Origin of the sequence: Salegentibacter mishustinae, assembly GCF_002900095.1 — a bacterium.
Taxonomy (GTDB): domain Bacteria; phylum Bacteroidota; class Bacteroidia; order Flavobacteriales; family Flavobacteriaceae; genus Salegentibacter; species Salegentibacter mishustinae.
The window spans coordinates 1,275,327-1,288,582 of sequence record NZ_LLKN01000002.1 but is presented as its reverse complement, the minus strand read 5'-3'; the positions used below and the strand labels follow the sequence as shown (position 1 = coordinate 1,288,582).

Sequence of the window (13,256 nt, the reverse complement as noted above, 5' to 3'; positions counted from 1 at the left end):
ACGTCTTTTTTGGTTTTAAACTCTTCTTAATTTTCAAAGTTATCTTCTACAATTTAAAAGCTATAAGTCTCGCTTTTTTTGCCCCTACATTATTATAGGCCATAGTGGTCGGCAGTAACTAGTACTGTATTCGCTAATTCTTGTTTGCGGGAACAAGGAAATCACTTTAACAATCCCGTGGGTTGCTGTTTTGTGCCCTAGTATTCAAAAACAGCTTTGGGTGGGGTCTCCTCGAGGCACTGGGAATATTTGATTTGGGTTAATAGGTGTTAACGGGTAGGGCCGTTAAGTTTAGCAAAAAAGAAATTGTTATGTAAAGAAAAAGTGAATTAGCCTTAGTTAAAGGTGTTAAGCCAAAAAGCCTTCCCTCTAGATTGGAGTCTGAGCGGGGAAGGCCTAAGCTTAAATAAAACAATGTTTCATTTAAATCACACGTAAAATTATGAAAAATAATTACTCGCGCCTCAAATGGGTGGCGCTAATTATTCTTGGTGGGATACTCTTCTTCCTATCAAAGTCTGCACAGGCAGCAACCATTACTCCCCTTCCCTTGCAGCAGCAAGCAGTAGTGGGTGTAGTACAAGATCAGAACGGCCTTCCCATTCCAGGCGTAACTATAACGGTTAAAAATACCAGTAGAGGAACAGTAACTAACCTGGATGGCGAGTATAGTATTACTGCCCCTGCCAATGGGACTTTGGTTTTTTCTTATATAGGTTTTAAAACTGTAGAAATTCCGGTAGATAACAACGAAGAAATTAGTATTCAATTAGAGGAGGATGTTTCTGCCCTTGGTGAAGTGAAAATTAATGCTGGTTATTATACCACAACTGAAAGGGAACGTACAGGGAATATTTCAAGAGTTACCGCAGAGGAAATAGAACTACAGCCGGTGGTGAGCCCCATACAAGCCTTGCAAGGGAGAATGGCTGGGGTTGAGATTACTCCCGGAGGCAGTAATCCAGGGACAGCTTCCACCATTAGAATAAGGGGCACAAACAGCCTTCGAGAAGAAGGAAATTTCCCATTGTATATTATTGACGGTGTCCCTATTAATTCAATCCCCGTAGAGACTAACACTATAATAGGGAATGCTGGTTTAGACCCACTCAACAACCTTAATGTTTCCAATATAAAAAGTATTGAAGTTTTAAAGGATGCTGATGCTACTGCTATATACGGGTCGCGTGGGGCTAACGGGGTGATCTTAATCACCACCAAAAAAGGAAGAGGAATTGGCACCGGCATCGAAGCAAATTTTTATACCGGTGTAACGACTGTCCCGAATCGATTGGATTTATTAAACACCCAAGAATATCTAGAAATAAGAAGAAGAGCTTTCGAGAATGATGAAGTTGAACCGACGGAGAATAATGCTTATGATCTATTATTGTGGGACCAGGATCGGTACACTGATTGGCAGGATTTTGTATTTGGGGGCACATCGGAGACCACTAATGCCAATTTAACTTTCTCAGGAGGAGACGAATATACTTCTTATAGATTAGGTGGTTCTTATTTTACCCAGGGTACGGTCTATCCAGGAGATTATGATTATCAAAAGGTAACCGGTAATTTAAATCTTAATCACCAGTCAAAAGATGATAAATTCAATTTAAACCTTTCGGTTAATTACGGGGTAGATATTAATAATTTAGTAGGGAATATAAATCTTACTTCATCCATTTCAAGGCTGCCCCCCAACGCACCTGAAGTTTTTAATGATGATAATACTTTAAACTGGGAAGAGTGGTCATTGGCCGGTTTGGATAATCCACTTGAAGGGAATTACAACAATAGTGTAACTACCACAAATAACCTTATCACCAACTTAAGTTTATCTTATAAACTTATTTCCAATTTACGATTTAAAACCAATTTAGGTTACACTTCATTTGATAGTAAAGAGAACATAAAGTTACCGAGACGTTCTTATAACCCGGCAGAAGCTATTGACAATAGTTCATCACATCTATATACCAAAAGGAAATCTTGGATTATAGAACCGCAGCTTATCTATAATACGAGCATAGGAAAACTAAGTATAGAATCTATTATAGGTGCTACACTGCAGGAAAATAACAGTAATCGAATAAGGTTTCAGGGAAGTGGTTATTCCTCTGAAATTCTCATTGGAAATTTAGCAGCTGCCGAAAGAATTCTAAATGCTGAAAGTGTAACTACAGAATACAGATACAGTGCCTTGTTTTCACGCATAGGTATCAACTGGCAGCGCAAATACTATATTAATTTAACGGGGCGTCGGGATGGTTCTTCACGATTTGGTCCGGACAACCGTTTTTCAAATTTTGGTGCAATCGGAGCTGCATGGATTTTTTCTGATGAACCATTTATAAAAAAAGCATTCCCGTTCTTATCTTTTGGTAAATTTCGAGGCAGTTTTGGAACCACAGGAAATGACCAGATTGGTGATTATGGTTACCTTGATGCCTACGAGGCTACTGTTGGACCAGGAGGTTTATACCCTACCACACTGGCAAACCCCAATTATTCATGGGAGGAGAATAAAAAGCTTGAAGGTGCTGTAGAGCTTGGCTTTTTTGAAGATAAATTTAGATTAGGTGTAAGTTGGTACAGAAACCGATCTGACAACCAGCTGGTCGGCTATCCTCTTCCGGCTATTACAGGGTTTAGCTCAGTCCAGGCTAATCTCCCTGCCACTGTAGAAAATACAGGCTGGGAAATTGAGGCTACTAGTGAAAACTTCAGGAATGACAATTTTCAATGGCAAACTTCTTTTAACATAAGTTTTCCTCGTAATGAATTGGTAAACTATCCCGACCTGGAACAATCATCTTTTGCCAATACCTATAAAGTTGGCCATCCTTTAAATATATCGCTTTTGTATGAATATACGGGACTTGATCCTGAGACTGGATTTTATACAGTACGGGATGTTAATGATGATGGCAGTTTTGATTATCAGGATCGAACAATAATACAGGATTTGAATCGAGACTTTTTTGGTGGTATAAATAACTCCTTTTCCTATAAAAATTTCTCATTTCAATTTTTATGGGAATTTGTAAAACAAAAAGGACGATTTACTGTCTTTAATGCAGGTAGGCCTCGGAATGTATCAACTAAGGTTTTACCTGCTTTAGAAAATGAAGGTAATTACCAGACCATTTCTCAATCAAGACAGGCAAATACTGCATTTAACTTTGTAGAAAATTCTTTATTTCCTATCCAGGATGCTTCATTTCTTAGATTAAAAACTATTTCTCTCGGTTATAATTTATCTGAAGAATTTCTAGATAAAATAGGCATTGAACAATTGAGACTTTTTACTCACGGACAAAATCTAATCACACTTTCCCCTTATGAAGGAATGGATCCTGAGTTTCCTTCTTCTGGCTCTAGTTTTAGAACGTTGAAAACAATTACTGGAGGCTTACAAATAATTTTTTAAAACTAATCTTATGAAAACGAAATTACCAATAAGCATTTTAACGATTTTGATCTTGAGTTTTTTATTGATCTCCTGTGAAGATTTCGTTGAAGTAGATTCTCCCAACAACAAATTAATTAGAGACGAAGTTTTTGGGAGTGATGAAACTGCTATTAGTGCCATGCAAGGTATTTATAATGAACTGTTTGTTGCAGATTTTAGTGGCGGTTATACCCGTAGCGTCACGTTTCTATCTGGCTTATCGGCGGATAACATACAGAATATAACAACTACCAATCCTGAGCGCATGGCGTTCGAGGAAAACGAATTATTCCCAGACAACCAAAATAACCTCGCTTTGTGGTCAAGTGCTTACAACATAATTTATATGGCTAATTCCTATATAGAAGGAATAGAGAATGCAGAAAATCTTTCTCCAGATCTTATTTCGCAATTAAATGGAGAAGCAAAATTTATACGAGCATTCACCTATTTCTATTTAGTAAATCTTTATGAGGAAGTGCCTCTGATTTTAAGTACAAATTACCAGAATAATGAACTGGCACCAAGAGTCTCCGCAAGTGAAATCTATAAGCAAATAATAGATGATTTAGAAATTGCCAGGGAATCATTAACTGTAGAGTATCGAAATGCAGATCGGACCCAGGTTAACAAATTTGCTGCTACTGCCCTATTGGCCAGGGTATATCTATACTTAAAGGATTGGGAAAAAGCAGAAGAACTAAGTTCGCAAGTTATTGCCGAAGAAAGCCTTTATGAATTACCGGATGATCTTGACGAGGTTTTTCTAGCCAATAGTAGAGAAGCTATATGGCAAATTTCCCCATTAGGAAATGGATCAATCGTTACTCATACCAATGAAGGAAATCTTTTTATAATAGATCCTTTCTTTTCCTTCTTTGCGATTGCTAAACTTCCGGAAAGTTTATTAACCGATTTTAGGCCAGAAGACAAAAGATTATTGAATTGGATAGATTATAATGCTAGTAGGGATGCCTATTTCCCTTATAAATATAAAATTAGAAATAGCAGTGAACTTCCAATCCTGGAAAACTCGATGGTATTACGCCTGGCAGAGCAGTTCTTAATTCGATCTGAAGCCAGGACTGAACTCAATGACCTCCCAGGGGCTAAAGAAGATTTGGATCAGATTCGAACTAGAGCTGGTCTAGATCCTATATCTGAAATATTTCCGGAATTGAGTAAAGCGCAATTATTAAAGGAAATAGCACAGGAGCGCAGAAGGGAATTATTTTCGGAATGGGGTCATCGGTGGCTAGATTTAAAACGAACTGAAAGAGCCAGTACAGTTTTAGGAAATAGTAATCCTACGTGGGAAGATACAGATGTACTTTATCCAATACCTGCCCAGGAGCGAATGAAGAATCCAAACCTTTCTCAAAATCCTGGTTATTAAAATGAAAAATATATGTTTTATTTTTGGAGTTTTAGTAACACTCCTTTCTGAAGTTGGCTATTCTCAGTATGATCTAGATAGTACTACTAAAACTAAGGAAATAGATACCAGCATCCTACATGGAGTTTTAGATAATGGCTTAACATATTATATAAAACCATTAAACAATGTATCTGGCGAAGTTAAAATGAACTTCATTGTGAAAACTGGTAGTTTTAAAGAAAAACCTCACCAAAATAATTTTGCTCACCATATTGAACATTTAGCCTTTCGGGAAACGACGAATTTCCCGGAAGGTTTAAAGAGTAACGAAAGACTACTGTTATCATTGGGAATGAATGCTCGGAATGTAAGTGGTAAAACCGGAGGAAAAGCAACCGTTTATGATTTTGAAATTCCCCAATCCAGTACAAGGTCAATATTGGTTGGACTAAAATGGTTCCGGGATATTGCTACAGAATTAAACTTGTCAAAAAATAATATTAACAGAGAAAGAGGGGTCTTATTGCAAGAATATTTAGCAATGTCTGCATCCAGGGAGGAGTTAGCTACAGAAGAAATTTTAAATGGTAAGTTATTCCCATGCATGCATAAAGATAATCAGAATTTTATAGTTCACAACAAGACCTTTCCTTATAAGGATTTACAAAAATTTCATCGAAAGTGGTATCGTCCAGACCTTATGGCTATTAGCATTGTGGGAAATATTGAAAATCCAAAGGAGTTAGAATCCCTGATCAAAAAAAACTTCTCAGCCATTCAAAGAAGAACTAAGGTTCTTAAGGAAGAGAATTGTACTGAATTGTACTTTAATAGCGATCATAAATTTTCAATTGTCAAAAGAGAAGTAAATTCAATTAAGAAGTCTTTTGGAAAACCTATAAATTTAAACTTATATTTTAGAGACCAGACTACTTTAAAGAAGCGAAATTCTTTATCTGGTTATAAAAGTCTGCTAGAAGCTCATTTTATTACTAAGATTCTAAACACGCGTTTTAGAGAAGAAGCGAAGGTTTACAACCACAACGCAAGAAGATTTAGTATTCATACTATGGAAACAAAAACTTCCAATTCGGGAAAACCGGAAAGCGCTTTAAAGGTTATTATCAGAACCAGAATGCATGAGGAAGTAGCAGCCCTTGAAAAGACTATCTCTATAATACAACAACTTAAGGAATATGGAATTTCAAAAAGAGAATTAGAAAAAACCAGGAAACAATTTCTAAAGGATTTTTCCTTAACTCAAACAAGTAATACAGATTATTGGCTTGCAGAAATCAAAAAACATTTTGTATATCACGATATATTACCTAAAAATAAAAACGCCTGTACCAGGGATATTATAGCGAATTTTAGCAAAGAAGAGATCAACAATAGCGTCCAGCGACTATTCTCAAATGAACCTGAAGATATAGGAATTATTTTACCTTCAGATTATTCTAGTCTTTTAGAGAACGAAAAAAAGGTTCGAAGTATAATAAGAGAAGTTTTTAAATCACCAGTAAATCAATTTAAAATTCCTCGAGCTCCAACCAAATTACTAAATGAAAAAGAGGTTCAAGCCTTAGAGCCACGAAAAATCGCTTCAACCTTTGAAAAAAGCAGTAATATTAAGGAGTATGTGCTTGAAAACGGCCTCAAAATAGTATTAAATCCGTTAAAGGGTAATTCGTCCTCAGGCAAAATATCACTTCATGCCTTTACCCCATTTGGGGCAGCCTGTTTCCCTAAGAACGACTATTTTTCGGCTATATATGCTCCTTCCATAATTAAAAATACAGGAATAGGGCAGTTTTCAAAATTTGATCTTGAACGTTATTTTCAAAAATTTAATTCAATTCAAACTGGTATTTATCCTTACATTTCTTTTAAAGAAGCTGGTATTAAGGGTAAAGTTACTAAGGAGGAATTTGAAGATTTCTTACAAATAATCTTTTTATATTTTTCACAACCTCAAATAAATGAATTGGCATTTAAAGATTGGAAACACCAAAGTTTAAGCAATTCCTATAATTCTTTAAATCCTGTGAATGATTTAATTGATGCCATAAATACGCTCACAAAAGATTCGACCCAACCACCATATTCCTCAGATAGAATAAAAGGAATTAAAAAAGTGAATTTAAATCGCGCTTTCGAGATTTATAGAGCTCTATTTAACAGTGCGGAAAATTTTACTTTTATTGTTACTGGTCATTTTGATAAAAAAGACATTCTTCCCTTACTCCAGAAGTATTTAGGAAACTTACCCAATCATAAAAAATTAGAATGTTCCAATCAGAGGCATTCAGAAACTTTAACTCAAGGACCTGTTTTTAAAAAGGGTAACATTTCGGATTTGTATACCAATATAAACTCCTATTTTGGTTTGGAGTTTGTAAAACCTCGTGCGAAAAAGGATACTTGGAAAGAAGAGGTTAAGGTAAAGGTATTAGGGATGATTCTAAACGATTTATTATTTAAATTCCGTTCAGATGAAGGACTTTCACTTTATCACTACGGAGCTGGCGGTAATTACAATAGACCTCTAGGAAGGTATGAAATCATGTTTAGATTCAATTGTGTCCCTGAAGAGCTTCCTAAAATTAGGAACTTAACCAAAGAACTTATAAGTAATATAAAACTGGGAAAAATAGATCAAAATATTTTTTCTAACGCCATAAATAAGCTTTTAGCTCAATATAGTAGAATAAATCAAGAAAAGCTTAGTAATAAATTGGACAATTTATACAAGCATTATAGGTATGGTGAGCGAATAAATGGTTCCAAAGACTGGGAAGAATATTTAAATTCTTTAAAAAGAGAAGATATTACAAATACTGCAATAAAATATTTAAAAGAGGATCATTCATATGAATTAATATTGCACCCAGAAGAGTTAGCTGAATAGAAATAAGATATAAAAAGGCACATCCCAATTAGTGGTGATGTGCCTTATACCTAAAGTATTCAATTAGGGATTAATAATGGTCGGATCTTCAGAGGTACTCGATTTACGCGTATTCCTGTCCATTTCATCATAAACATCATAAACAGGACCATTTTCACCAAACTGAACTTGGCAAATTTCTCCTCCCGGATCACAAGCTTGTTCTGGTATAGACTGCCAAGATCCATTGAGCAGCACATAATCATTCGCAACCGGTTCCGGTTGAATATCGGTTTCACTTCCTAAACTTGTAAAGGACATACCTAAAACAACAAGAAGCGCCATTGCTGGAATTAAAAATAACTTTTTCATAATATAAAGTTTTAATATATACCTACTCTTTGAAGGATTTTCGGCTTCTCCTACTTTCTGCGCAAAAAGATTTGTAACATTTCTTTTATGGTGTAAATATTCCAGTGCATTCCTGAAATTTGAAAGTAGTATAAGCTTATGGCTACTATCATTTACAATAGTAAAATTCATCAAATAAACTCAAACAAAATGGTCGCTAAAGCCGAAAAACTATTCTGTTATTGAATTGACCAGGCATTTTCCATTCTATATTGCGAAGGCGTCTGACCATATTGAAGCTTGAAATTTTTAGAAAAATGTGAGTGATCTTTAAAACCGCATTTCTGCATAATTATGGAAATAGGCAATTCCGTACTTCGAATTAAAAGAGCACCTTTTTCGAGCCTTTTTTTCATATGGAACCGAGGTATGGTAGTGCCATACATTTTCTTAAATTCTTCTTTGAGCTTGGTTTTATTCGTACGGTGAATAAGTCCCAATTCCTTAAGGGAAGGTAGTTCCGTATGTAGGTTCCGGAGAATATAGAGACGCACTTGTTTTAGGAGTAATTTTGTTGCTGTACTTTCCTTCTTTCCTGATTTTGAAGAACGGGTGGTATTCCTATCTTTCTCGTCCTCCTCATTTTTATTTTCGAAACGAAAAGCGGTAATTACATAAGAACATTCTGAATTAATTCCCGTCATCTTCTGAATAGTGCAGGGAGTCCTGTATAGGCTTTTATTTTCAGTTAGAAAGTCTAATGAAATTAATCGCTGATAAGTTTTCCCTCCATTAGACTCCAATTCCTCTTTTAAAATAGTTACAGAATTATTTGAAAGAATTTCTGAAACTGGCCTATCAATTTTTTTGTCCTCCCAATTCAGGATTTTGGGAGTTTTGGTAGTATAGGAAGTTATATGATAGCTATTATCCAGGAATATTGAAAAATGATATTCCGGAGGTTCCTCCTGCTCCTGGGATTTGAAACAGGAATTATAAATTTCCTCGGACATCATATTTAGTAATACGCCAATAGTATCTAGTGGGTCTCGGCGACCAGTCGGTTCCTGGCGAAACATAAAATTACCACAGGCAATCTCGATGATTTGTTGGTACAAAGAATTGAACCTCATTTTCTCCTCGTTGCTGATTTGCTTTTCCATAATTATTATTTTATTAATGGTTACTTTTTATAGTCCTGCAAGAACGAAAGTGCCTTTTCCTTATTAGTAAATACTTGGGTAGGATAAGCCGGGCTATTTGTTTTAATATACATCTGGGCGATTACCATGGCGTGCTCATCTTCAACTAGTAGGGCTAGTGCCGTTGTCATATATGCACCTTCAATAGCCAAATAGTCCCTGGCTTGTTTTTGTGCAAGGGTAACGGCTCTTAGATCACAAAATATAGGATATGAATTTTCATTCTGCAGCTGTAATCGCTGGCTTACGATCTGTTTGGCCATACTCCTATTGATCTCATAAATTTCTTTATAGACAAAGTATAGGATCCCCCTGGAAATCCACATTTTTGCATAAGTACCATCCACAACCATCCCGTAATAATTTGGATATCACTAATATAAAATAAAATTCCAATACGTCTTACCAGAACATTTTTCTTGAATTATATATTATGTGATAAAGTTAATCTCATAGGTTTTAGTGCTATTTGAACGAAAAGCCGAATAACTGTTCTGAAAAGACTTTTTATTATAACGCTCAGGATTTTAATAGATTTTTATCATAGCTTGAAAAGGAAATTTTCATATCAAAAGTTATGGCTAAAGTTAAACACAATAATTTCCTGGATACGGTTGATGAAGTAATAACTAATGCTACCAATGCTGGGGTAATCCATCTCCATGCAGAGGGCAATGAATTAAACGGGCGGCATATAACCATCAACGGAAAACGTTCCTATCACTTCGGAACCACGGGTTACTTGGGACTTGAACAAGATAAAAGGTTAAAAAGAGCAGCAATAAATGCTATTGAAAAATACGGAACCCAGTTTCCTTTATCCAAAACATATATTTCACATCCGCTCTATGCGCCCTTGGAAGAAAAAATTTTCCAAATGTACCAGCATCCCATACTCATCACTAAAAATAGTACACTTGGGCATTTAGCAGTCATTCCCACAGCGGTAAGGGATGGTGATGCGGTAATCTTGGATCACCAGGTACACTGGAGTGTTCAAAGTGCCACGGAGGTTTTAAAATCAAAAGGAGTCACAGTAAGGATGATTAGGCATAGCAATATGGATATGTTGGAACATTATATCAAAGACTTAAGAAATAAGGCCAATAAAATTTGGTATATGGCAGACGGGGTTTATTCCATGTACGGGGATTTTGCCCCTTTAAAAGACTTAATGGAGTTATCCAAAAAATACCCGCAGTTAAATCTTTACATTGATGATGTTCACGGAATGAGTTGGAAAGGAAAGCACGGTTCGGGTTATGTTATGTCTGTATTTCAAGACCTTCCAGAAAATATATTACTGTTCGGCACGTTGAGTAAAACTTTTGGGGCTAGTGGTGCGGTGCTGGTATGTCCTGATAAAAAATTGCATAAAAAAATTAAAAATTTCGGAGGACCCCTTACATTTTCAGCCCAATTGGAACCTGCTTCAGTTGCTGCTGCAACCGCTTCTGCGGAGATTCATCTATCTTCTGAAATCTATGAATTACAGTCAGACTTAGCTGCTAAAATTGATTATTTTAATCAATTATTAGAGACTTCTGATCTACCGCTGGTACATAAGAATACCTCCCCGGTATTTTATATTGGTACAGGGCTACCGGCTACAGGGTATAATTTTGTAAGTAAAATGATGGAGGCCGGTTTTTTTGTTAACCTTGGTTTGTTTCCGGCAGTTCCGGTTAAAAATACCGGAGTTAGAATTACGATTTCCAGGCATAATGAATTGAAAGATATAAAAGCACTGGTAGATGCGATGAGCTATCACTTTCCCCTGGCTATAGAAGAAACCCATACTGATTTAACCAGCATTTACAAATCATTTGGAATTCGAACAACTGAAAAAAATAATCCTGCCACTACTCAAATCGATGAACTAAACCTGGAATATACCGAAACCATTCAACAAATAAATAAATCGGAATGGGATACCTGCTTTTCCGGTAAAGGTACTTTTGACTGGGACGGTCTTGATTTTTTAGAGAAAGTTTTTACCAATAATAATTTAAAGGAGCATAATTGGGGCTTCCATTACATTACCATAAAAGACAAAACAGGGAAAATCATTTTGGCGGCACCTCTTACCAGTGCGCTTTTAAAAAATGATATGCTGTCTGATGCAAAAACCTCGAAAGCCATTGAAGAAATGCGCTTAAAGGACCCCTATTATATGACGGATATGGTGCTATCCTTAGGATCCGTTTTTTCAGAAGGAGCCCATTTGTTTTTAGACGATGATCATCCTCAACGCATTCAAGCCATGCGGTTATTTTTAGAGAAAATTGATGAAATAAAATCTAACGTAGGGGCTAAACTCATCATTTTAAGGGATTTTGAAAAAACAAATACGCTGAACACTTTTCTTCACAAGCAAGGTTTCATTTCCGTAGATATGCCCGATTCCTGCGAAATTGCCAATTTTAACTGGGAGAATGAAGAACAATATATTTCTACACTCAGCAAACGCTCCAGGAAACATTTCAAAAAGGATATCAAGGCATTTGAGAATTACTTTAAAACCAGGATTGTATGCTCACCTACCCCAGAAGAAATTGATAAATATCACCAATTATTTGAACAGGTTTGGAGAAACAACTTAGGAATTAACACTTTTAAATTTCCTAAAAAGCTATTTGCTGAAATGGTTAAAAGTCCGAAGTGGGATTTTCTAGCATTATATCTTAAAGCAGATAATCCCGACGTACCGGATAAGATCCTAGGTGTGATGTTTATAACGCGATCCGGCAAAACTTTTATACCTGCTTTTGTAGGGATGGATTATGGATATAATGAAAAATTCAATGTCTATCGTCAGCTTTTATACCAGTCAATAAAAACCGCCGGGACTTTAAAATTCGATAAAATTAACTTTGGCTTTAGTGCAAGTTTTGAAAAAAAGAAATTGGGAGCCACTTTAATACCAAAAATAGCCTATGTTCAAGCGGATGATAACTTCAGTCTTGAAGCTTTAGATTGGCTACAAAAAGATTAACACCCCCCTTTGAAGCATATTTTTAAATATTTACCCTTTAAAAAGCCGTATTGAAAATAGCACAGCAAAGGCATTATTTGTTTTCATTAAATACAAATCTCATGTTCGAGAAAACAATGTCTATATTCAGCGAAAATGTTGAAAGCTTAATTCAGTCAGGTAAACCTGATTTGAAGAAAGCTGAAGATGGCATTAGTTTATGCATTAAAATTCTTTCCAAATTGCAAAAGCAAGTAGATAAGGATGATTTTGAAAATACTCAAGCAGAAATCGAGTTTTTTAAAAATATAAAACCGTTACCTATGAGCTATCTTATTTATTTCACCGAAGTCCGGTCTTGTGAATTAAAGCTCCCAAAAGTCGGTAATTCTCATAAAGTTCGTTATTTGGAAAAGGAGGTTAAAAAGATCAATAGATTTTTTTCTGAAAATAACAGTTTTGTCAACTATATGGAGCAAAACCACAATTACCTGGATCCACAATTTTTCAGCCGCAGTGGTAAGATGGATTTCTCCTTTAGCCCTACTATAAACTATTATCAAAATCCTGAATTTTCGACCAGCCACGATATGCTTTGGTCTAAGGTCCAGGCGCTTTACCGCTACATACATTATATTCGGGAGAAGTTGGAACTGATTCAACCGGGAAGTAGCGGAGATTTCCGGGAACGTCAACCAAATCTTCTACTATGGTCTGGATCTAAAACTTCCTTAGTAGAAGTAATTTATGGTTTATACCTTAAAGGGGATATCAACCATGGGACTGCAGATCTTAAAACACTTATCTCTGCATTTGAAGACTTTTTTAATATTAAGCTCGATAATTATCATAAGACTTATAGTGAGATGAGAGCCAGAAAAGATCCTAGGAGTAAATATCTTCACCAAATAGCTGCAAAGTTGGAAGCCAAAATGCGACAGGATGATGAAAAATAATTTTTTTCGAAGTAAATCGTTACTACGAAAATCAGCGCTCCATTAATTTTACAA

Annotated in this window: 8 protein-coding genes; 5 read left to right on the top strand and 3 right to left on the bottom strand. The window is 35.8% G+C overall.

From position 1 onward, the window contains the following. Positions 1–442 precede the first annotated feature (442 nt). The 3 genes from APB85_RS08765 to APB85_RS08755 are packed head-to-tail and all read left to right on the top strand — an operon-like array spanning position 443 to position 7,740. Entirely contained in the window at positions 443–3,433 is a 2,991-nt protein-coding gene (locus APB85_RS08765) for a SusC/RagA family TonB-linked outer membrane protein (protein WP_057481297.1), read from the top strand. A gap of 10 nt (positions 3,434–3,443) precedes the next feature. Continuing rightward, positions 3,444–4,850 carry a RagB/SusD family nutrient uptake outer membrane protein gene (locus APB85_RS08760; RefSeq protein WP_057481296.1) on the top strand — a complete coding sequence of 469 codons (1,407 nt, stop codon included), beginning with the start codon at positions 3,444–3,446 and terminating at the stop codon, positions 4,848–4,850. A gap of 1 nt (position 4,851) precedes the next feature. Then, the gene (locus APB85_RS08755; RefSeq protein WP_057481295.1) at positions 4,852–7,740 is read left to right on the top strand and encodes a M16 family metallopeptidase; all 2,889 of its coding nucleotides are present in this window, start codon (positions 4,852–4,854) and stop codon (positions 7,738–7,740) included. 63 nt (positions 7,741–7,803) lie between these two features. On the opposite strand, the gene APB85_RS08750 is transcribed toward APB85_RS08755, so the two are convergent. The 3 genes from APB85_RS08750 to APB85_RS08740 form a co-directional block, all read right to left on the bottom strand. After that, positions 7,804–8,091: a DUF6520 family protein gene (locus tag APB85_RS08750; RefSeq protein ID WP_037321861.1), complete on the bottom strand. Its 288-nt coding sequence runs from the start codon at positions 8,089–8,091 to the stop codon at positions 7,804–7,806. Between the two features lie 218 nt (positions 8,092–8,309). Then, positions 8,310–9,233, bottom strand: coding sequence for a helix-turn-helix domain-containing protein (locus APB85_RS08745; RefSeq protein WP_057481294.1), 924 nt, complete (start codon positions 9,231–9,233; stop codon positions 8,310–8,312). Positions 9,234–9,253: 20 nt separating this feature from the next. Next, positions 9,254–9,625 (bottom strand): DUF7793 family protein, encoded by a 372-nt coding sequence (locus tag APB85_RS08740; protein WP_057481293.1) that lies wholly within the window; start codon positions 9,623–9,625, stop codon positions 9,254–9,256. A 224-nt stretch (positions 9,626–9,849) separates the two neighbouring features. Here APB85_RS08740 and APB85_RS08735 point away from each other — a divergent pair, with 224 nt between their 5' ends. Together APB85_RS08735 and APB85_RS08730 are read left to right on the top strand one after the other, a co-directional pair. Then, entirely contained in the window at positions 9,850–12,267 is a 2,418-nt protein-coding gene (locus APB85_RS08735) for a bifunctional aminotransferase class I/II-fold pyridoxal phosphate-dependent enzyme/GNAT family N-acetyltransferase (protein ID WP_057481292.1), read from the top strand. A gap of 101 nt (positions 12,268–12,368) precedes the next feature. Next, entirely contained in the window at positions 12,369–13,202 is an 834-nt protein-coding gene (locus APB85_RS08730) for an RteC domain-containing protein (RefSeq protein ID WP_057481291.1), read from the top strand. Positions 13,203–13,256 lie beyond the last annotated feature (54 nt).

Bases quoted from the DNA above. Each gene is read 5' to 3' on its own strand.
- APB85_RS08755 (WP_057481295.1), top strand. From the start codon at position 4,852: ATGAAAAATATATGTTTTATTTTTGGAGTTTTAGTAACACTCCTTTCT.
- APB85_RS08750 (WP_037321861.1), bottom strand. From the start codon at position 8,091: ATGAAAAAGTTATTTTTAATTCCAGCAATGGCGCTTCTTGTTGTTTTA.
- APB85_RS08765 (WP_057481297.1), top strand. From the start codon at position 443: ATGAAAAATAATTACTCGCGCCTCAAATGGGTGGCGCTAATTATTCTT.
- APB85_RS08735 (WP_057481292.1), top strand. From the start codon at position 9,850: ATGGCTAAAGTTAAACACAATAATTTCCTGGATACGGTTGATGAAGTA.
- APB85_RS08760 (WP_057481296.1), top strand. From the start codon at position 3,444: ATGAAAACGAAATTACCAATAAGCATTTTAACGATTTTGATCTTGAGT.
- APB85_RS08730 (WP_057481291.1), top strand. From the start codon at position 12,369: ATGTTCGAGAAAACAATGTCTATATTCAGCGAAAATGTTGAAAGCTTA.
- APB85_RS08740 (WP_057481293.1), bottom strand. From the start codon at position 9,625: ATGGTTGTGGATGGTACTTATGCAAAAATGTGGATTTCCAGGGGGATC.
- APB85_RS08745 (WP_057481294.1), bottom strand. From the start codon at position 9,233: ATGGAAAAGCAAATCAGCAACGAGGAGAAAATGAGGTTCAATTCTTTG.